The organism is Leuconostoc rapi, assembly GCF_016908715.1.
Taxonomy (GTDB): domain Bacteria; phylum Bacillota; class Bacilli; order Lactobacillales; family Lactobacillaceae; genus Leuconostoc; species Leuconostoc rapi.
Genome location: NZ_JAFBEK010000003.1, coordinates 190,051 through 210,448, shown reverse-complemented (window position 1 = coordinate 210,448; position 20,398 = coordinate 190,051). Strand labels below are relative to the sequence as shown.

Sequence of the window (20,398 nt, the reverse complement as noted above, 5' to 3'; positions counted from 1 at the left end):
TATGTGAATGCCTGCTTATCTCAGTTAAGCAGGCCTATTTCCTTTCAAATAAATTAGTTATGTAAACACCGTGCACAATTGTACACGGTTAGTTGATATATCATCAAGTACACTAAGTAAACACTAAAAATAAATTAGTTTTGCCAATTTTTTATCACCGGATCACTTGTCACTGATGATTTAACCTGGCTATTTTTTTCATGCTGTCGTGCTTTCTCAAAGACATCGCTTGACTTAGCATCATCGCCATCAACTGTATCCAGAATAGAACCTGCTTCGTCCAAAGTAAAATGAACATTGGCTTCAATCCATTCTCGACGTGGCTCAACTTTATCACCCATCAACGTTGTCACACGTTTCTCAGCTAATACCGCATCATCAATTTTAACGCGTATTAGCGTCCGTGTTTCTGGATTCATTGTGGTTTCCCAAAGCAGTGGCGCGTTCATTTCGCCAAGACCTTTAAACCGAGTCAACTCATAGCGCGCCTCATTCTGACTTGTAATCGTTTCCAGTTCATCGTTTGTCCATGCGAATTGATCTTCAAATTTCTTTGACGCGTACTTCACACGATACAGTGGCGGCAATGCAATGTAAACACGTCCGGCTTCGATTAGAGGACGCATATATTTATAAAAGAAGGTTAACAATAAGGTCTGAATGTGAGCCCCATCATCGTCGGCATCAGTCATGATGATTACTTTATTAAAGGCTGTATCGGCCACCTTGAAATCATTACCAACACCGCCACCAATTGCATAGATTAATGTTGATATTTCTTCGTTCTTCAAAATATCAACTAACTTCGCCTTTTCTGTATTCAAAACCTTACCACGTAAGGGCAAGATAGCTTGAAACTTACGGTCACGCCCCTGCTTAGCAGAACCACCGGCCGAATCACCTTCGACAAGAAAAAGTTCGTTACGTTCTGCGTTTTTTGATTGCGCTGGCGCCAATTTCCCTGATAATAAACGCTCTTTTTGACCTTTTGCCTTACCTGTTCGACTTTCATCACGCGCCTTACGTGCAGCCTCACGCGCCTCACGTGCACGAATTGCCTTTCGGATTAAGTTCTGACCAAAATCACCATTTTCCATCAAAAAACGGCCAAGTGTTTCGTTGACAACTGAGTCCACAATACCACGAGCTTCAGGCGTCCCTAATTTATCTTTTGTCTGACCTTCGAATTGTAAAAATTGTTCCGGTACTCGTAATGAAATGACAGCTGCTAATCCCTCTCTAACATCTGTCCCTTCAAGATTTTTATCTTTTTCTTTTAAAAGATTAACCTTTCGTGCATATTCATTAAAAGCCTTAGTCCAAGCCGTTCGAAAACCAACTTCATGTGTCCCACCATCTTGTGTTCTCACATTGTTTACAAATGACAATAGCGTTTCAGAGTAGCCATCATTGTATTGTGCGGCAACATCAACCACAATCCCTGACTGTTCACCTTCAAAAGTCATTACAGGCCCAATTGTGCCCTTATCTTCGTTTAAAAAGCCCACGAAGGCTTCTAAGCCTTTTTCATAATGATAGGTCTCCACTCGAGCTGGTTTGACCCGTTCATCAGTCAATGAAAATTTAACACCTGACATCAAGAAAGCTGATTCACGGAGTCTTTCAGATAACGTATCATACTTATAGACAACAGCACTAAATATTGTTGGATCTGGCTTAAACGTCACAGTGGTTCCTGGCTTCTCTTTCGTCGCACCTAAATCTCGCAACGTCCCAACCGGTTGTCCCCCGTTAGTAAAATCTTCCTGCCATTTATGACCATCACGAACAATTGTGACCTGTAAGCTTTCCGATAGGGCATTGACAACAGATGAACCGACACCATGTAGACCGCCAGATGTCGCATAACCACCTTGACCGAATTTACCACCAGCATGAAGAACAGTTAAAATAACTTCTGGTGTTGGCTTGCCAGACTCATGAAGACCAACGGGCATACCGCGACCAAAGTCTTGCACAGTAATTGAATTATTTGGATGAATAGTAACACGTATGTCATTACCAAAACCACCCAGCGCCTCATCAACTGCGTTATCAACAATTTCATAAACTAAATGATGCAAACCACGACCATCTGTTGATCCGATATACATCCCAGGTCGTTTACGAACAGCCTCAAGGCCCTCTAAAATTTTTATTGAATCTGAATCATAATGGTTTTTTTCTGCCATGAGTACTCATATCTTTCTTAATTTAAAACATTGTCATGATCGAACAGTTGTTCATTTTCATGCGTCAATCTATATTATCATAGAGTAAAAATCGTATTCTGACAAGTGTAAATATTTTATTTTGATTAAGTTACCCCCTCTACTATCTGTTTTTATGATAGAATTAACTCTGTGTTAACGCACAACTATAAGGAGTTTAAATCATGTTTTTAACAATATTAATGTTTATTTTATCTTATTTTTTAGGGTCTCTCATGCCTGGTCTTTGGATTGGTAAAGTCTTTTATCACAAAGATATTCGTGATGAAGGATCTGGCAATATTGGCACAACTAATTCTTTCCGGGTTCTTGGTCCTATTGCCGGTACCGTAACCTTAATATTAGATTTATTAAAAGGTACTGCTGCAGGCCTATTACCACTTTTGTTCCATAGTCATATTAACCCAATGTTAGTTGGCGTTGCTGCAATTATTGGCCATACTTTCTCAATTTGGCTCAAATTCAAAGGTGGTAAAGCTGTTGCTACCTCAGCTGGCATACTATTAGCCTATAATCCCCAATTTTTTCTGCTAGTGATTCTCATTTTTATTCTAATATTAATTTTAACCTCGATGGTTTCTCTTAGTGCAATGATCAGTTTCAGTTTTGCTGTTGTCGCTTCGCTATTCTATCATGATTTCACCTTAACATTTGTTGCTGCAATTTTAACAATTTTTGTCTTTTATCGACATCGTTCAAATATTAAGCGCATAAAGAACGGCACAGAAAGTACTGTGCCATTTGGTATCTATAATATGATTCGTAAAAAAAATAATAAAAAATGACTTTGCTTAGAGCAAAGTCATTTTTTATTGGTGTTGCGTATCAAAAAGAATGGTTACTGGTCCATCATTAACCAAGGCAACTTGCATATCAGCACCAAATTCACCTGTCCGAACAAACAGACCAGCACTGCGTAATGCTGCATTAAACTGGTCATATAAAGTTGCGGCCAAATCAGGTGCTCCCGCAGCTGTAAAGCTGGGTCGGTTACCTTTTTTTGTGTTAGCAAACAAAGTAAATTGTGATATGGACAGTATTTGTCCCTGAACATCAAGAATACTTAAATTCATCCGACCATCATGATCTTCAAAAATACGTAGCCGTTTAATTTTATGCACTAAATAATCAATATCTGCCTGTGTATCATCATCTGATACACCAACCAGTAGTAAATACCCTTGTCCTATGTCACTAAGTTGTTGGTTATTAACAGAGACACTCGCTTCTTTAACACGCTGTAACACAATTTTCATAATTTCAAACTCCTTGAGCGTCCATGGTTTTCATGGTTAATGGAAGGTACGTTCAACGTCATAAACAGCTGGTAAACTATTGAGCGAATCCATAATTATATTTAACTGCTCACTATTTTTAACGCCGAGTGACAATGAAACTTGTGCCATACTATTTTTAGTCACATGGCCATTAACAGAGTTAACAAATTTTGTCCGATTGTTAACCGTACGCAAAACATCGTTCAACAAGCCATTACGATTCTCGCCATGGACAGTTAAATCAGCATCATAATTTGGTTTCAGACCCTGTTCATCTTCCCACTCGACATCGACTAGCCGTTGACCCTCAGTTTGAGCAGCGCGAATATTTGGACACCCAACACGATGAACAGATATGCCACGCCCTTTTGTGATGTATCCCTTTATTTGGTCACCTGGAACTGGTGTACAACAACGACCTAATCGTACTAGTAAATTATCGACACCGGCAATAATAATATTATCTGAGGTGCCCTTTTGTCGTTGGGTAAGCGCTGTCTCATCACGCTTGATTTCATGTCCTTCCTCCAACAGCTCCCGCTGTAGTTCGGCAGTCTCTACTTCTTGTTGGGCTTCACGAATACCCTCTGTGAGCTTATTTGATACACCTGGTACTGCAACATCACCATAACCCATAGCAGCAAACATATCGTCATATGAATGATAATGTAGTGCCTCGGCTGCTTTAACTAGACTGCCTGTAGCTAACAAATCAGACGGGTTAAAACCAGTTTCTCGTAAATGACGTGTCAATAATTCACGACCCGCTTCAATATTGTCATCACGATCTAATTGTTTAAAATATTGTTTGATCTTATTACGCGCACGACGTGTTGACACCAAATCTAACCAATCTCGACTCGGTTTAGCCGTAGAACTCGTAATAATTTCAATAATATCGCCTGTTTTAATCTTATAGTCTAATGGCACAATCCGACCATTAATCTTTGCACCAGTTGTTGTGATGCCTACGTTAGTATGAATTGAAAAAGCCATATCTAATGGTCCTGCGCCCTTAGCTAATTCAAACACATCCCCGCGTGGTGTAAAAGCATAGACACGATCACTAAACAGGTCGCCTTGTACCCCAGCCATGAAATCTTCAGCGTTTTTTGCATCCTCTTGTAATTCTAAGATACCCTGAATCACATTCAAAGCCTGTTGGCTGTGATCACTAACTTTAGCCTCTTTGTTAGAACCCTTGTTCTTTTTATACGCCCAATGGGCGGCAACACCAAATTCAGCCACTTCGTGCATACTATGTGTTCGAATTTGAACTTCCAAGGGTCGGCCCCCCGGACCAATAACAGTCGTATGAAGACTTTGGTAACCGTTGGCTTTTGGCAAGGCAATATAGTCCTTAAAGCGACCAGGTAAAGGCATCCATTTAGAATGAATTGCGCCCAGTACAGCATAAGTATCTGGAATCGTATCTGTTAAAACACGCACAGCTGACAAATCATAAATTTCTTCAAAGGCTTTATGTTTATCGGTCATTTTACGATAAATAGAGTAAATATGTTTTGGCCGACCATAAACGCTCACATCTTGAAGTTCTAAATCTTGAATTGCTTTTTGAATTTCGGAAACAGCCTCCTGCACATAACGAATACGCTCATCACGTTTCATATTCATTTGTGAGGCAATGCTATGATACTTTTCTGGATCTAAATAACTTAAAGATAAATCCTCGAGCTCCCATTTAATTGTACTGATACCTAATCGATCAGCTAATGGGGCGTAAATATCTAATGTCTCGTTAGCAATGCGACGTTGCTTATCTTCGCGTAATGCACCCAATGTCCGCATGTTGTGCAGTCGATCAGCCAACTTCACAATAATGACACGAATATCTTTTGACATCGCTAAAAGCAACTTACGGTGATTTTCTGCTAATTGTTCTTGTGAATTTTTGTATCGAATCTTACTAATTTTAGTTACGCCATCAATAATCTGGGCAATTGTACTACCAAATTTAGTTTCAACATCTGCTAGTGTTGCCGTTGTATCCTCAACAACATCATGTAAATAGCCAGAAATGACAGTTGCAGTGTCCATCTTGATTTCAGCTAAAATACCCGCGACTTGAATAGGATGAACAATATAAGGCTCACCAGATTGACGTAACTGCGTTTTGTGCAAGTCAGATGCCCATTCGTAAGCCGCTTTTACCTTCGCAGTATCAGATTCTGACATGTATCGTGATACTAGCGTCAGGACCTCTTCACCTGTATACTTTTTTGTTTTAGCCATAATCTTAAACGTATCAAATCATTCATATATTGCCAATAAATTGATACTTTTCCCTTCACATATTCCGGAAGACACATCACTATTTTAAAAACCGCAGTATGCCTTTTGACGTTTCTATACGTATTTTAATTATAATAAAAATTTAATGTTTTCACAAGGCTAGTCTTATAACGTGCATATTTTAATAAATAGGCATAGACTAGTAATAACATTTTTAAAAAGAGGAATCATTATATGTCTAAAAGTATCAAAGAAACGCCAGATGCTGATTTTCTTTGGCAACGTAACGTTTTTGTTCTTTGGTTTGGTGTGTTTATGACAGGTATTGCACTAAGCGAAGTCATGCCATTTTTAGCACTTTACATTGACACATTAGGCAATTTTAATAAAAATCAACTCAGTTTTTATTCTGGCGCCGTATTTGCAATTTCGTTTCTTGTTACTGCTATCGTGTCTCCCTTTTGGGGTAAGTTAGCTGATCGTAAGGGCCGAAAATTAATGTTATTGCGTGCTGCAATTGGCATGTCTCTTGTTATGTTTTTGATGGGAAATGTCACTAACGTTTGGCAACTATTTACATTACGTGCCTTGCAGGGCGCAATGGGTGGCTTTATATCAAATGCTAACGCTTTAGTTGCAACACAAACACCTAAAAAGCATGCTGGTAAAGCACTAGGCATTTTAGTTACAGGCATGACCGCTGGTAATTTAATCGGCCCCTTGTTTGGTGGCCTCTTGGCTACTTTTTTTAGTTATCGCATGTCCTTTCATATCACAGGTGTTATTTTATTTTTAGTATTTTTAGTAACGTTATTTCTTGTTAAAGAGACGCCACATATGCCTTCAACAGATACTAATGTCTCGTCAACTCAAAATATTTGGCAACATATACCTGATAAGCGACTTATTATTGGCTTATTTATCACCACAATGTTGATACAAACTGTTAATACATCCATCAATCCGATTATTAGTTTGTTTGTGCGCGAATTAATGAATCATGCATCTAACACGACATTCATTGCAGGCGTGGTTGCTGCGATGCCAGGCATTGCGACTGTTATCGCGGCGCCATCTTTTGGTCGCATCGGTGATCATATTGGCACTGCACGCATGATTAAAATAGGATTTGCGATAGCCGTCATCGCCTTCGTACCAACTGCCTTTGTGACAAGTATTGGTATGCTCATGTTCTTTCGTTTTCTGGTGGGTATTAGCGACGCTACGATGTTACCAGCTGTCCAAACACTATTATCAAAGAAATCGCCAAAAGAGATGACTGGACGTATTTTTAGTTATAATCAAAGCTTTCAATCTTTAGGTTCTGTTTTGGGGCCAATGTTTGGTGCTTTAATTGCTAGTAAATTTGATTACCGTGGCATTTTTATTTTTAGTGCTGTACTCGTTGTTATCAATGCTGTCTTGTTTAACATCACGACGCGCAATAATCCACAAACAACTAATTAATTGGTCCACGTGCTGACTTGCCTATCATATTAAACACATAAAACGCCAAGTATTTTTAATACTTGGCGTTTTATGTGTTTAATCAAGAAAAAATGACACGACTTGGCCACTCTATGCCCATAGTTGTAATTTTTCTGGTTCAATATATAAATTGGTCCACCGTTGCAAAGGGACGTAATCATGTCGTTGACTAAATTTCAACTTTTCAATCCCTATTACCGCAACCGCTTGACCTGTTTCTGTTATAAATATTTGACCAATCTTTTTAAATTGGCCTTTTGTATGTTTTCCGGTGCGCCAAACATGAGGTAACGATTCAGCACGAGGGACGTATTGCCCTGATAGATCTTGGTTCAGAACAACACCCGTAAAAACATGTACAATATACTTTTTACTGTCACCCATAGTGTTTCACACTCACACCTATTTCAAATCTTGTGCCATCTATTACTTTGCTTGGCTGTAAATGCAAGCGATAGTTCACATCAGAAGCTATTACACCTATTTGTTCTGTTGTTAAACGTTGATTAATCGTGGATAACATAGCATTATCCTCCTCAGTCATCTCGTTAGTCGCCGCTCTGATGGTTAGACGAATCCATTGGATCTGCATGGCTTTCGTCAAATAAGCTACCTGCCCAAAGGGCATTGGCCTTAACCAAGTATCATGTCCAATATTTGATGTATCAACATGCTCTTTCCAATGTGTTGTATTTTGATACCAAATCACTTGATATACTCCTGGATTGTCAATATGTGTTGCCAAAAGATCATCTGGCATTTTGGCAATTTGAGGAATGATACGCATCTCGCCTGCCATATGTTGAGTTAAATTTATTGGATAACTATCATGGCCATCATAAAATAAATTCAATGCAAACTCTGATTGGTTCTCATTGGGTCCATTGGGCGTATGTCGTTCTTTTGGTAAAATAACCACACGCTGTCCCAAATTGCGCAAGGCTTTTATCAACTTCCGGCGGTTTCCTGGAATAACAATAAATTGTGGTTTTTCTAACTCGACTACACGCATCACATCTGAAATTTCAAGTGGTTCAAGATATTGTTTATCTGCCAAATGTGGTAACAACGTCGCATCACTAGGGTTATTATTCATAATAATTGTTGGATACTGTAGGCGTCGCAATTCAGATAATGTTATCGTTGTTGCATAGCCGCCAGATGCCGCATCCCCCATACGAAAAGCGCCTGATCCAATAACTAAGACGGCATTATCATGAATTTGAACGGATTCATTTTCTGTTTCATATGTTGCATAGTATTGACGCGCATTTTCTGGAAATTCACCAGCTGAAGGTTCAACTGCCTTATAGGAAACATTGATACTATTTTCTTTTGCTAATGTACGGATAATATTAAAATCTGTATGCCAAAAACGCGCCAATAACCCATCTGACAAACCATATCGCTTACCGCGGCGTAATGATTCGATATTATCCGTATCAGCTTCAATTTCAACTTCGAGTGTATGTAGATGCTGTAATTGATAAAAATAAAACTCGTCAATAGCAGTCAATTCAGCAAGCTCGTCTATCTCATAACCCCGTTTAATCGCTTCAATGAGCAATAAAACACGATTATCTTGTGGATGAATGAGTTGCTGTATAAGCTCATCATCGTTGATGTTAGCCATATTCGTGGGTGAAAAACTAGCATTATTGAAATGAGCTGATCTAATGGCTTTTTCTAAAGCCTCAATAAACGTCCGACCAAAACCAAGTGTCGTACCAATAGATTTCTGAACACTATTGAGTTGTCTTTTTACTGACACACCCGCTTCTGATAACTCACCAAATGGAAATACTGGTAGTTTTACAACAACGTGATCCATCATCGGTTCCATCATTGCAGCATTGACACCAAAATTATGTGGTAATACAATATCTTCCAAAGCAATACCCATGGCCAAATTAACCGCAACAAGCATTGTTGGATAGCCTGTCGCCAGAGCCATTCTCGTCGCCATTTGATCAATATAAGGTGACACTTTAATAATATAAATTCTACGCGTTTCATCATCAACTGCAAACTGCACATGCATAATTCCCTGCAATTGTAGCATATCTGCCACTCTAAAAGCATAGTCACGCATTTTACCGATCAGTTGATCCTGAATCGTTAATATGGGTGATACGCTCAACGAATCTGACGTATGAATGCCAATGGGGTCCATATCTTCACTTGCCCCAATTTGCATTTTATTACCGCGAAAATCACGTAGTACCTCTAAACTAACCTCTTTTAGACCGTTAATTGCTCGTGAAATAATAACCTCTTGTGTGACAGACTGGACTTTAGCCAGATTAATCGCATCTTCAAAATCATCCAAGCGTTCGACTACATGTCGTGTATTTGTTTGGTTCGGATGCAAGGCACGAACCATCAGCGGTAATTGTAGCTCTCGCAATAGCTCATTTGCCTCATCTTGAGCCTTTAACACATAATTATTAATAACAGGCAACCCATGCTCTGACATAAATGCTGTCAGTACGGGTAAATTGTTTACTTTGAGTAGCATATCAATGCTTAATCCCAATGTGTTTGGCATTGTGCCATCGCCATACGCCCAGCTCTGTACGACTTCTGCCCATAATCTTAATGACGATTGGCCACCAAATAACGGTGCAACCGTATCAATATGGTGTTCCCGAATAATTTTTTTTATATTTTCAACGGTCAATTGTTGCCAAAACGTTGTAGCTGCTAAACTTTCAAGCGATAAAGCATAAGGATTTTCATCAATAACAAAGACTTCAACCCCATGACCACGTAATTCAGGCATGACTTGATAAATAGCAGCATCATGCTCAGCTTCACGCCCAAAATCGTTAGAACCCGCACCTATAAATAAAACTTTTTTGATTTCCTTATTAGTTGTAATGTTCGACATAATCTTCTACCGTTTCAAAAAAATCAGCAAATACAGCCGTTGCTTCAAGTGGCCCTGGTGCCGCATCTGGAAAAAACTGGACACTAAACGCTGGAAATTCACGATGCCGCAGCCCTTGAACGGCACCATCAACCAAATCACGATAAGTGACAAATAATTTTTTGCGATTAATCGTTTCTCCATCTACAGCATAGCCTTGACCCTGCATCGCGTAAAATATTTGGCGAGAAATAATTTCTTGTATTGGATGATTCATACCATGATGCTCTGAAGGCAACGGCTTAAGTTCTGCACCATTTGCCAGAGCAAACAATTCGTGACCTAAACCAATCCCTAGCATGGGTACTTTTGACTGTAACACCCGTATCAACGTCAAAACACTTTCTGGTAATGTTCTAGGATCGCCTGGTCCCGTAGATAAAATAATGCCATCAGGGTCTAAGGTCAAAACTTCTTCTACACTAGTCGTGTAAGGTAACACCGATACATTGGCATCATAATCACCTAACATACGTAGAATGCCATGTTTTAGCCCAAAATCAATGACAACAATATGGCGACCTCTACCAGGGTTAGCATACGGTTTAGGCGTTGCTGTATTTTGAACCTGTTTATTAGTTAAAACAGTAGCCACTAATTGATCTACAGCGTGCTCATCTGCATAGTCAACAATTGTTGCTTTTTGCGGACCTGTTTCGCGCAAATGACGAATCAATTGCCGCGTGTCTACTTGATATAGCCCTGGAATATTATGTTGTTTCAAAAATCGATCTAGATTCATACGTCGTTGACGATTCACAGAGACTTCAGCTAGGTCATGCACGATCATACCACTGATCGTTGGCTTTACTGATTCATAAGCCTCCGCGTGAATGCCGCCAGCCCCAATAACTGGCATCGCAAAAACAATCATTTGCCCATCATAAATAGGATCGGTAATGATTTCTTGATAGCCAGTCATGGCTGTATGAAAAATAATTTCTCCAAAAGTGGTTGCTGGCGAACCAAAACCAAGGCCCTGAAATATCGTACCATCTTCAAGGATTAAGTGACGTTTCATCATGTTTTTTTAACTGTGTACAGCTCTTTATCTAAATCAACTAAATAAAGCGTACAATCTCCTATTAATGTACAATTTCAACCGCATCGCGACCATCAATCTCTTGCACGAAAACTTTAATTTTTTCATTTTGGGCTGTTGGAATATTTTTACCCACAAAGTCTGCACGAATTGGTAGTTCCCGATGCCCACGATCAACCAAAACCGCTAAAGAAATTGTTTTTGGACGACCAATATGAATCAAGGCATCCAATGCTGCACGAATGGTCCGCCCAGTAAATAAAACATCATCAATTAATACAATGTTTTTATCAGCAATATTGGTTCTTTCTTCATCATTTAACCCTAAGCTATCGTCATGATTTAAAACATCATCACGAAAATTTGTAATATCAATTGCCATAACAGGAATTTTCACTTCTTCAAGTTGTTCTAATCTACTTGCAATACGATGAGCTAAAAATTCACCACGCGTTTTAATACCCACAAGAACCAGATCCTGGCCCCCTTTGTTACGTTCAATAATTTCATAAGTAATACGCGTCAATGCACGTTGGAGAGATGCATTATCAAGCACTTCTTTATTTGCCATAGTAATTTTAATACATGACTCTCGTCACATATTCTCCTTCCAAATTAAATATCGGTTTGATTAATCTTTGTGAGTGTCGCCAAAGCCGCTTGAAAATAGTTTGGCAATGGACTATCAAATCTCAATTCTTCGCCAGTTGTTGGTTGAGCTAACGATAACGTCTTAGCATGCAATAATTGCCCAACTAACGGCACGTCAGCTAATTTTTGCGCATTTCCGTAAACTGGATCGCCTACTATTGGATGACCAATATAGGTTAAATGCACACGAATCTGATGTGTACGCCCAGTTTCTAAACGTACCTTTAATAACGTGAAACCTACATAGCGCTGCACCACTTCAAAATGCGTTATTGCTTCACGCCCACCTGCTTGCACGGCTTGCCTTTTACGATCAACAGGGTGGCGTCCAATTGGCGCATTGATAGTCCCTGAATTTTCAGAAAACTCACCGCGCACCAAAGCATAATAAATACGGTCATTTTTATGCGCTTTTAATTGTGCAGACAAAGCTTGATGGGCAACGTCGTTTTTAGCAACCATCAATAAACCACTCGTATCTCGATCAATACGGTGGACAATGCCTGGTCGAAATGCACCATTAATTGTCGACAACGGCGCGTGATACAGTAAAGCATTGACGAGCGTTCCTGAAGCATGTCCGGCAGCTGGGTGAACTACCATGCCCTGTGGTTTATTAACCACCAAAATATCATTGTCTTCATAAACAATATCAAGTGGTATATCTTCAGCAATAATCTCAGTTGATGCAACTTGAGGTGGGAAAATGCTAATGGTGTCCCCCTCGCTTACTTTGTAAGACCGTTTTACTTTGTTATTATTAACTAAAATATTCCCTTTTTGCAACCATTCAGCTAATGTTGTCCGTGAATATTGTAAGTCTTCTTTTGCCAAAATAGCATCGATACGACCAACTTGCGTTGTAATATTAATCATTGTTTTTTTCGTCATGGGTACTCATATATTCCTTAATTTGATTCGCAATATTTTGACTCAATAAATATTTACGTGCACGTCCAGCGCGCGTGAATGATAGGACATGCCCTTCTAATTGCCATTTTTCTATTGTTGTCAAAGATATTTTTTCGTAATCTGACACAAAGACACGCCCTAAAAATAACTGTGATCCGGCAACATAGATGCGTCGGCGTAAAACTAGCGCCACGCCTAAAACTAATATCGCTAAAATATACACCATTGAAATTATTTCAATTTTAAATGCCATTTCACCCCATACAATTATGCCAGCCATTAGAAAGATTAGCCACCACAACCAGCCAATCTGTCCTGTTATATCTAATGGTTGAAAAAAACCACGTTTAGGTACCATATTTTGCCTCTACTTTACTTAGCCATTTTAAGTTTGTTATATTTTGTCATTAGTTGTTACCCTTTATTTTACCATGTATTTTAATTGTATTTTGATAACTTTTCTTAGAAAACACGGTATAATTTAATCTAGAAACAATTTTTTCAGATTTAATATACTGATAGAAGTGGGAGAACTGAAGTCATGATGACCCTTTATGTTGATGCCGCTCGTCATATCGAGTCAGGTCGTAGCGCTGCCGGTGCAGTTATTATTATTAATAAACAGCAAAGGCAGCTCAAAACGCGTATTCAGGTAACAAGAGATAATCACGAAGCTGAGTTTTATGGTTTAATTTGGGCCCTGCAACAATTACCAAATACGACTGATATGCTACAAGTATATAGCGACTCACAAATTTTAATTGACGCACTTCATAAAAACTACGCTAAACATTACCAGACACTCGTCGATACGATTATGATGTTATTATCCTCACATCAGATTGTATTAAGCCAATGGATTCCTGAAAAAGCTAACCTTGGGGCGCATAATCTGGCATTACAAGCACTAAAAAACAACCCTACCAGATAAACCAAAAGGGTTTATCGGTAGGGTTGTTTTGTTTTTTTTAGGCTGTCAATAATGTCTTAGCAAGGTAGAAGCAACCCAAGATACCAGCATTATCACCATTTGCTACGGGCACAATGTAGTCATCTAAATTGGGTACGTCAACATAATCACTCATTTGTTCAGCAAAGCTTTCGCGAATGAGCGGGAACAAAATATCACGATGTGGTACACCACCACCGAAGATAATTTTTTCAGGACGCAAAATCATTGTGTAATCTAGTGCAGCTTGTGCCAAATAATAAGCTTCAATCTTCCAAGCAATATGATCATCAGGTATTTCTTTGGCACTCATTTGCCAACGTGCTTCAATCGCTGGTCCAGCAGCTAGTCCTTCTAAACAGTTGTCCCCGTGGAATGGGCAATGACCTTCATACGTGTCTTCTGGGTGTTTTTGTAAGAAGATATGTCCTGCCTCAGGATGTCCGTAACCACTCACTAGATGACCCCCAGAAACAATTCCGGCGCCCACACCAGTACCAACTGTCAAATAAACCATGTTGTTAACATCTTTTGCAGCGCCGGTTTCAAATTCCGCCCATCCAGCACCGTTAACATCTGTTGTCCAGAAATAAGGAATATCACGCCATGTCTTCATACGTCCCAAAAAGTCAAAACCTGACCAACCACGTTTCGGTGTATCTAAGACATAGCCATATGTTTTAGAGTTGGTAACAATATCAATTGGCCCGAATGCTGCAATACCAATCGCATCAATATTATCAAACTGGTCAAAAAACGCGATCACTTGATCTAATGTTTTTTCACCATCCAGCGTTGGAAACGCTGAGCGTTCAATGACATTATAATTTTCATCAGCGACAGCTACAACAAACTTTGTTCCACCTGCTTCAATTGCACCTAATAATCCCATAATTTTACCCCTTTGTCTATATACGATCGTTTTAAACGATCTGTGCGCCATTATTACCTCGGCTAGTGACACGTCTAAAACCAACGAAATGTCATTACACTGAGACCATCATCAGTATAAACTTCAATCACATCAATGTCTACAATTAATATTAAATTATTCACATGACCAGTAATTTGGCGTTGCTCAATTTCATCAGATTCCCACTGACGGCGTTTCAAAATAAGGTCGTTACCCTGCCGTTCCAACGTCGTATGTTCACCAAATTGTATACGCCAATCGTCGACTGTATCAATCGTATATTGACCAGTCTCAACGTGGGTGAAATCTTTTAATAATTTTGGATTCAAAATTTCTGTAATTGGTTTTTGAACTAATCTATTATTCGCATCAACATGCAATTCGCGCGGCAAACTTAAAACATGTACCCATTGTTGCTTTGCAATAGTCGGTATTGATTCCTCCCGTTCAGGTGTCATCATACCTGCCCAACCCCACATAATACGCCGACCATCTGGGGCAATTAAAGTTTGTGGCGCATAAAATTCTAACCCCTTATCTACTTCCGAGAACTCAGTTGACACGTGAAATTGAGCTGTTGTTTCATCAAATTCACCAACAACATAACCTGTATTGTGAATATTTTCATAGCGATGGTTCTTAGTGTCTGGCGCCAATCCTTGTGGTGAAAACATTAAAATTTGTTTGCCATCAACTTCAATAAAACTCGGACACTCTAGCATATATCCACGAACATCTGGTAATTGATCACCTAGTATTGATCCACGATAGCGCCAATGATTGAAATCGATAGATTCATAAACAATGATATCACCAACATTATCATCATGTTGCGCGCCTAGTATTAGAAAATAATGCCCATTTTTTCCTTGCCATACCATAGGATCTCGTACATTTTTTGTAAAGCCCTCTGGATGTGGCAACAATTCACCCAATTTTTCAAAATGAATACCATCATCGCTGACTGCCCACATTTGAGAAGATTTCACACTATGGCCAGCGCTGTCGCGCACATTCCCTGTATAGAAGACATACAATCGCTCGTCGTGGACAAATGCTGCTCCTGAATAAATTCCCGCGCTATCCAAATTTTCAAGTGATGGCTCCAAAGCTGTCTCAACACGTTGCCATGTTATCAAATCGTCGGAAACAAAGTGCCCCCAGACTTTATAAGTATGGTCACAGGCGCGCGGGTTCCATTGATAAAACACATGGTATTGCCCTTTAAAATGTACTAAACCATTTGGATCATTTAATAATCCTATTGATGGATATAAATGATATTTTTCAAAAGCGACATGATCATTTGTTACTAGCATTAAGCTCCCCTTTAAACATTTGCTGGTGTAATAGTTTCAGAAATCAATTCTGGCTCTGGTATAGCCGTCAATAAAGTATCAGTAATTTGAACTGTGTCCCCGAATGTTGCATCCAGTGCCACGTCTTTAAAAGTACTTGTATTTGTAATAATAACCATTGTTGTCACTGGATAACCAGCATCTGAGATGACCTGTTTGTCAAACGTACCAAGTAATTGACCTTGTTTAACCTGTTGCCCTTGTATCACTTCACTAGTAAAACCCTTCCCAGCTAAATTAACTGTATCAATACCCACATGAATTAATACTTCAACGCCATCTGTAGTTTTGATACCATAAGCATGCTTTGTGTCGTATGCCACTGTAATTTCACCATTTGCGGGTGCAAAAATTTTATTATCTGTTGGTTCAATAGCAACACCCTTACCCATCATACCACTTGAAAAGACAGCATCACCAACAGTCTTGATATCAACAAGTTGTCCTGCTACCGGCGCATCTATTCCAAAACCATCGACATGCGTAGTGGACACTGTTGCGTCTGCTTCTGGCACAGCTGTTTCATCATCAGTAGCTGGCATATGTGAGCGGCCATAGGCATAAGTTGCGACAAATGACAATGAGAAGCTCACGATAACTGCGATGAAGAAACCAACCCACTTATTTGCAGGAATAGCAATAAAGCCAATCAAACCGGCTGGTCCAAGTGATGATGACATCACTTGGAATAGCCCCATAACAAGACTCGCAATACCTGATGAACCCAATGCAATGAAGAACGGAAAACGATATTTTAAATTAACTCCAAACAAAGCTGGTTCTGTAATACCTAACATGGCTGAAGCGCCCGCTGATGAAGACAAAGCCCTTAACTTTGTATTTCCCTTTGCCAAGAAATAAACAGCAAATGTCGCAGCACCTTGCGCAACGTTAGCAGCCGTAGCGATTGGGAAAATAAAGTCACCACCTGTTTTAGAAATGTTAGCCAACAATTGGGTTTCGATTGCTGGGAAACTTTGATGTAACCCAGTAATGACAATTGCTGAATAAAATGAACCAAATACACCATAGCCAATAAATCCAAATGTCGTCACCAACCATGTTAACCCATCTGTGATACCATTTGAAACAATGCGTAAGACTGGACCCACAACAATGAAGGTAACAAAACCAGTGATTAACATTGCAAGCATTGGTGTAAATGTAAAGTCAATGGCACCTTTTAAATGCTTATGGAAAAACTTTTCCAATGTGGCTAATATAAAGGCGACACCAATCACTGGCAAAACTTGACCTTGATAACCAGCTTGTGCAACTGACAAACCGAATAAGTCCCATGTTGGCATTTTACCACTAGCAACAGCTTCAGCCACACCGTAACCATTGATTAAACTTGGCATAACTAACATCATACCTGCAGCAGCACCTAGAATTTCACTACCACCAAATCGACGTGTAGCTGTGATACCGATTAAAATAGGTAAAAAGGCAAATGGTGCAGATGCCATCAAATTAACCATTTCTGACAAACCAGTGATTTGTGGGAACATTTGAACAAGTGACTTAGGTCCAAACATGCCTGCACCAGTCAAAATGTTATTCAATGCCATCAACAAACCACCAGCAACCAATGCAGGAATCAAAGGCACAAATATATCAGATAAAACTTTGATTAAATCCATTAAAGGATTTTTCTTACCAGATTTGGCGACAATTTGTTTCAAATCATCAGGCGTAGCCTGTTTAACACCAGTTATTTTGACAAATTCATCATAAACACCGTCAACATCACCAGGGCCAATGATAATTTGATACTGACCATTGGCGTTAAATGTGCCTTTAACATCTGGATCATTATCTAATGCGACTTGGTCAATTTTGTCGACATCCTTAACAACCAGACGTAATCTCGTTGCGCAGTGAGCTGCAGCGACAATATTATCCTTATCAACCGTCTTTGCAATACGCTTCGCTACTTCATTATACTTCATTGTCTTTCCCCTACTCTTCTACAAAGTGAGCTATATTCCGTGTTACCATCGGCTTTTACGGAACCGGTTCTTTATTACACTTTTATTGTAACCGCTTACATAGCTATTTGCAAGTACTTTATTTATTACAATTATGTGACAGCGCATACATTGAATTTCTGATATGATTAAGAGTATGAATAAAAAAGTCACAATTAATGATATTGCAATGTTGGCTAACGTTGCAAAAAGCACTGTTTCGCGTTATTTAAATGGCGGCTCTGTTAGTGTTCACACGCGCGCGAAAATTGATGATATTGTGGCAAAATATAACTATACACCAAATACATTTGCACAAAGTTTAAAACAACAAACGAATCATACAATTGGTGTTATTGTGCCACGACTTGATTCCATCGCACAATCTGATATGTTGAGAGGGCTTGACGAACTCAATAAAGATGATACTTTTTTGATTATCAATGTCTACCAAAACAGCGCACGTGAATTGGCAGCTATTGAAAAATTGCACTCTCAAAATGTCAGCGGCCTCATCATATTAACAGCTAACCTAACAGACGAAATCCGTTCAATTTTAGAGGCATCAGAATTGCCGACTGTTATTCAAGGTCAAGACGAACCGGGATTCAATCGTATCATTATGAATGATATTAACGCTGGTAATGTTGTCGGTGACTACCTCAAAACTTTAAGACCACAAAATGTCCTACTCTTAAATGTCGATGATCACTTAGATCGTGCTGTTGGTCATGACCGCTTTGTCGGCATAAAGGCAGCGTTATCAGACATTCCTCATAAAGAAATCATCACTGATTTTAACATGACAGATGCCAAAGAAGCCGCAAAATCGGCAATGAAAAATGAGACGTTTGATCTTGTTATTGGAGCAACTGACCGTATTGTTGTGGGTGCCATGCAAGCTGCTTTTTCTTTAAAACAACAACCACACTTTATTGGATTTGGACAATCTTTTTTCAGTGAAACAGTTTCCCCTAATCTAACAAGTTTTGAATTTAGCTATTTTGAAACGGGAAAAGAACTTTATCGCTTATTCCTAAAAGTTCGAGACAATAAGCCCTCGAAACCACAGCGGGTTGTCATCGATGGTCACCTAGTGATTCGTGATTCGACAACTTTATGATCATAATCAAACAAAGAGACGCTAACAATTTAATGTTAGCGTCTCTTTGTTTGATTACTTACGCGTCGCTTTTCAATACGCCACCGACAGCATAATGGCTCTTTGGCATTTCACGTAGTATCACATGAACAGCTTCCCGATTAGCTCCAGCGTCCTCAACAATGACATCGGTAATATCTTTTACCATCTTAGCCAATTGTTCGTGTGTTCGACCTTCTAATAATTCAACTTGTACAATAGGCATTTTTTTCTCTTTTCTTTTGACTATTTGTTATCTTCAATTTTATCTAGCTGTGACTCTAGTTGCTGCTCTGCTTCTATTTGTGCGGTAATTGTTTCAAGTTTAGGAACAGATACGGCTTGGCGCATTTGCAACTGCCGATCTGCATCAAAGAATTCCCCTGAAACACTGACAGTGCTCAACAAATTAATAAATGCTTTAGGATCTGATCGGTGTACAATTTCTTGCATCTCAACTAACTCATAGCGAGATAGTACCATCATCAAAGTGGCTGATTCTCTTTTAGTATAAGCACCTTTAGAAGGTAAAATAGTAATGCCGCGTATAAGGTCGCGATGAAGTGCTTCGACAACGTCATCACCTTTAGAAGTCACAATCAATGCTGTTAACTTTTGATACCCTGTGTATAATGCATCAACCGCGCGTCCAGTAGCATATATACCAATTAATGTGAACAGCGCATTTTGCCAGCCTATAAAGGCACCCGCAACAATGACAACAACAAAATTTATCCCGTTCATTAATGCACCAATTGATTTACCTGTACGTTTTTGAACAACCATAGCAATAATATCCATACCACCTGTTGAAAAGCCGTAACGCATCGCTAATCCTATAGCAATACCAACAAGTAAGCCACCGAATAACGAAGCCAATAACGGATCTGTCGTCAATGCTTGTGTTGGTGCCACGATTTGCAGGATTGAAACAGTAATAGAATTTACAAAACTCAATATCGTGAATCGACCACCTATCAACTTCCAACCGATAACACCAATTGGAATATTGAAGATCATGATGAATGTTCCTGTTTGTAAACTAATATGGAAACCATGTTCAAAAAGTAACGATAGTAACTGCGCAATACCATTAAATCCACCAGAAAAAACATTGTTAGGTATGAGAAATGCGTTCAAAGCCAAGACCTGAACGCAAGTGCTGGCAACAAAAACAGCGGCTGTCAGTAACACTTTTCGCCAATTAATCGTTATTTTTTTCATTTCAACATCACACTCCTAAAACTTATAAAACACTTCCCCTATCATAACAAAAAAGCTACG

The 20,398-nt window shown here is 39.2% G+C and carries 18 protein-coding genes; 4 read left to right on the top strand and 14 right to left on the bottom strand.

All coding sequences use genetic code 11. The annotated features are described in order from the left end of the window. Positions 1-134: 134 nt before the first annotated feature. Positions 135-2,192: a DNA topoisomerase IV subunit B gene (gene parE, locus JOD28_RS04825; RefSeq protein WP_204769736.1), complete on the bottom strand. Its 2,058-nt coding sequence runs from the start codon at positions 2,190-2,192 to the stop codon at positions 135-137. A gap of 203 nt (positions 2,193-2,395) precedes the next feature. Between parE and plsY the strand changes: the two genes are divergently transcribed. Continuing rightward, positions 2,396-3,016, top strand: coding sequence for a glycerol-3-phosphate 1-O-acyltransferase PlsY (gene plsY / locus JOD28_RS04820; protein WP_204769735.1), 621 nt, complete (start codon positions 2,396-2,398; stop codon positions 3,014-3,016). Between the two features lie 24 nt (positions 3,017-3,040). On the opposite strand, the gene dtd is transcribed toward plsY, so the two are convergent. Together dtd and JOD28_RS04810 are read right to left on the bottom strand one after the other, a co-directional pair. Next, positions 3,041-3,487, bottom strand: a complete 447-nt coding sequence (dtd, locus tag JOD28_RS04815; protein ID WP_204769734.1) for a D-aminoacyl-tRNA deacylase — start codon at positions 3,485-3,487, stop codon at positions 3,041-3,043. A gap of 36 nt (positions 3,488-3,523) precedes the next feature. Beyond that, positions 3,524-5,761: a RelA/SpoT family protein gene (locus tag JOD28_RS04810; RefSeq protein WP_204769733.1), complete on the bottom strand. Its 2,238-nt coding sequence runs from the start codon at positions 5,759-5,761 to the stop codon at positions 3,524-3,526. Between the two features lie 234 nt (positions 5,762-5,995). Here JOD28_RS04810 and JOD28_RS04805 point away from each other — a divergent pair, with 234 nt between their 5' ends. Continuing rightward, on the top strand, positions 5,996-7,228 hold the full coding sequence (locus JOD28_RS04805) for a multidrug efflux MFS transporter (RefSeq protein WP_204769732.1): 1,233 nt from the start codon (positions 5,996-5,998) through the stop codon (positions 7,226-7,228). Positions 7,229-7,339: 111 nt separating this feature from the next. On the opposite strand, the gene JOD28_RS04800 is transcribed toward JOD28_RS04805, so the two are convergent. The 6 genes from JOD28_RS04800 to JOD28_RS04775 all read right to left on the bottom strand — a co-directional run bounded on the left by JOD28_RS04800 (position 7,340) and on the right by JOD28_RS04775 (position 13,141). Then, a complete protein-coding gene (locus JOD28_RS04800; protein WP_204769731.1) occupies positions 7,340-7,633 on the bottom strand; it encodes a DUF7671 family protein in 294 nt (97 codons plus the stop codon). Then, a complete protein-coding gene (locus tag JOD28_RS04795) occupies positions 7,626-10,139 on the bottom strand; it encodes a carbamoyl phosphate synthase preATP-grasp domain-containing protein (RefSeq protein WP_204769730.1) in 2,514 nt (837 codons plus the stop codon). Before JOD28_RS04795 ends, JOD28_RS04800 begins: the two co-directional genes overlap by 8 nt. After that, complete coding sequence (locus tag JOD28_RS04790) at positions 10,120-11,199, bottom strand: carbamoyl phosphate synthase small subunit (protein ID WP_204769775.1); 1,080 nt, start codon at positions 11,197-11,199, stop codon at positions 10,120-10,122. Before JOD28_RS04790 ends, JOD28_RS04795 begins: the two co-directional genes overlap by 20 nt. Positions 11,200-11,263: 64 nt before the next feature. Then, positions 11,264-11,791: a bifunctional pyr operon transcriptional regulator/uracil phosphoribosyltransferase PyrR gene (gene pyrR / locus JOD28_RS04785; protein ID WP_013103939.1), complete on the bottom strand. Its 528-nt coding sequence runs from the start codon at positions 11,789-11,791 to the stop codon at positions 11,264-11,266. A 44-nt stretch (positions 11,792-11,835) separates the two neighbouring features. Continuing rightward, positions 11,836-12,762, bottom strand: a complete 927-nt coding sequence (locus JOD28_RS04780) for an RluA family pseudouridine synthase (protein ID WP_204769729.1) — start codon at positions 12,760-12,762, stop codon at positions 11,836-11,838. Beyond that, entirely contained in the window at positions 12,740-13,141 is a 402-nt protein-coding gene (locus JOD28_RS04775; RefSeq protein ID WP_204769728.1) for an EbsA family protein, read from the bottom strand. Before JOD28_RS04775 ends, JOD28_RS04780 begins: the two co-directional genes overlap by 23 nt. A gap of 183 nt (positions 13,142-13,324) precedes the next feature. Between JOD28_RS04775 and JOD28_RS04770 the strand changes: the two genes are divergently transcribed. Then, on the top strand, positions 13,325-13,714 hold the full coding sequence (locus JOD28_RS04770) for a ribonuclease HI family protein (RefSeq protein WP_204769727.1): 390 nt from the start codon (positions 13,325-13,327) through the stop codon (positions 13,712-13,714). A 37-nt stretch (positions 13,715-13,751) separates the two neighbouring features. Here JOD28_RS04770 and JOD28_RS04765 read toward each other — a convergent pair whose 3' ends face one another. The 3 genes from JOD28_RS04765 to JOD28_RS04755 form a co-directional block, all read right to left on the bottom strand. Beyond that, positions 13,752-14,624: an ROK family protein gene (locus tag JOD28_RS04765; protein WP_204769726.1), complete on the bottom strand. Its 873-nt coding sequence runs from the start codon at positions 14,622-14,624 to the stop codon at positions 13,752-13,754. Between the two features lie 74 nt (positions 14,625-14,698). Next, the gene (locus JOD28_RS04760; protein ID WP_204769725.1) at positions 14,699-15,964 is read right to left on the bottom strand and encodes a glycoside hydrolase family 32 protein; all 1,266 of its coding nucleotides are present in this window, start codon (positions 15,962-15,964) and stop codon (positions 14,699-14,701) included. An 11-nt stretch (positions 15,965-15,975) separates the two neighbouring features. Beyond that, positions 15,976-17,955 (bottom strand): sucrose-specific PTS transporter subunit IIBC, encoded by a 1,980-nt coding sequence (locus JOD28_RS04755; protein WP_204769724.1) that lies wholly within the window; start codon positions 17,953-17,955, stop codon positions 15,976-15,978. A gap of 175 nt (positions 17,956-18,130) precedes the next feature. Here JOD28_RS04755 and JOD28_RS04750 point away from each other — a divergent pair, with 175 nt between their 5' ends. Beyond that, positions 18,131-19,096, top strand: a complete 966-nt coding sequence (locus JOD28_RS04750; protein ID WP_204769723.1) for a LacI family DNA-binding transcriptional regulator — start codon at positions 18,131-18,133, stop codon at positions 19,094-19,096. 58 nt (positions 19,097-19,154) lie between these two features. On the opposite strand, the gene JOD28_RS04745 is transcribed toward JOD28_RS04750, so the two are convergent. Both JOD28_RS04745 and JOD28_RS04740 read right to left on the bottom strand, forming a co-directional pair. Beyond that, a complete protein-coding gene (locus JOD28_RS04745; protein WP_204769722.1) occupies positions 19,155-19,340 on the bottom strand; it encodes a 2-hydroxymuconate tautomerase in 186 nt (61 codons plus the stop codon). A 20-nt stretch (positions 19,341-19,360) separates the two neighbouring features. After that, entirely contained in the window at positions 19,361-20,338 is a 978-nt protein-coding gene (locus tag JOD28_RS04740; RefSeq protein ID WP_204769721.1) for a YitT family protein, read from the bottom strand. Positions 20,339-20,398 lie beyond the last annotated feature (60 nt).

What these genes read in the sequence shown, in the direction of transcription:
- parE (WP_204769736.1), bottom strand. Translation starts at nt 2,192, where the DNA reads ATGGCAGAAAAAAACCATTATGATTCAGATTCAATAAAAATTTTAGAG.
- plsY (WP_204769735.1), top strand. Translation starts at nt 2,396, where the DNA reads ATGTTTTTAACAATATTAATGTTTATTTTATCTTATTTTTTAGGGTCT.
- dtd (WP_204769734.1), bottom strand. Translation starts at nt 3,487, where the DNA reads ATGAAAATTGTGTTACAGCGTGTTAAAGAAGCGAGTGTCTCTGTTAAT.
- JOD28_RS04810 (WP_204769733.1), bottom strand. Translation starts at nt 5,761, where the DNA reads ATGGCTAAAACAAAAAAGTATACAGGTGAAGAGGTCCTGACGCTAGTA.
- JOD28_RS04805 (WP_204769732.1), top strand. Translation starts at nt 5,996, where the DNA reads ATGTCTAAAAGTATCAAAGAAACGCCAGATGCTGATTTTCTTTGGCAA.
- JOD28_RS04800 (WP_204769731.1), bottom strand. Translation starts at nt 7,633, where the DNA reads ATGGGTGACAGTAAAAAGTATATTGTACATGTTTTTACGGGTGTTGTT.
- JOD28_RS04795 (WP_204769730.1), bottom strand. Translation starts at nt 10,139, where the DNA reads ATGTCGAACATTACAACTAATAAGGAAATCAAAAAAGTTTTATTTATA.
- JOD28_RS04790 (WP_204769775.1), bottom strand. Translation starts at nt 11,199, where the DNA reads ATGAAACGTCACTTAATCCTTGAAGATGGTACGATATTTCAGGGCCTT.
- pyrR (WP_013103939.1), bottom strand. Translation starts at nt 11,791, where the DNA reads ATGGCAAATAAAGAAGTGCTTGATAATGCATCTCTCCAACGTGCATTG.
- JOD28_RS04780 (WP_204769729.1), bottom strand. Translation starts at nt 12,762, where the DNA reads ATGACGAAAAAAACAATGATTAATATTACAACGCAAGTTGGTCGTATC.
- JOD28_RS04775 (WP_204769728.1), bottom strand. Translation starts at nt 13,141, where the DNA reads ATGGTACCTAAACGTGGTTTTTTTCAACCATTAGATATAACAGGACAG.
- JOD28_RS04770 (WP_204769727.1), top strand. Translation starts at nt 13,325, where the DNA reads ATGATGACCCTTTATGTTGATGCCGCTCGTCATATCGAGTCAGGTCGT.
- JOD28_RS04765 (WP_204769726.1), bottom strand. Translation starts at nt 14,624, where the DNA reads ATGGGATTATTAGGTGCAATTGAAGCAGGTGGAACAAAGTTTGTTGTA.
- JOD28_RS04760 (WP_204769725.1), bottom strand. Translation starts at nt 15,964, where the DNA reads ATGCTAGTAACAAATGATCATGTCGCTTTTGAAAAATATCATTTATAT.
- JOD28_RS04755 (WP_204769724.1), bottom strand. Translation starts at nt 17,955, where the DNA reads ATGAAGTATAATGAAGTAGCGAAGCGTATTGCAAAGACGGTTGATAAG.
- JOD28_RS04750 (WP_204769723.1), top strand. Translation starts at nt 18,131, where the DNA reads ATGAATAAAAAAGTCACAATTAATGATATTGCAATGTTGGCTAACGTT.
- JOD28_RS04745 (WP_204769722.1), bottom strand. Translation starts at nt 19,340, where the DNA reads ATGCCTATTGTACAAGTTGAATTATTAGAAGGTCGAACACACGAACAA.
- JOD28_RS04740 (WP_204769721.1), bottom strand. Translation starts at nt 20,338, where the DNA reads ATGAAAAAAATAACGATTAATTGGCGAAAAGTGTTACTGACAGCCGCT.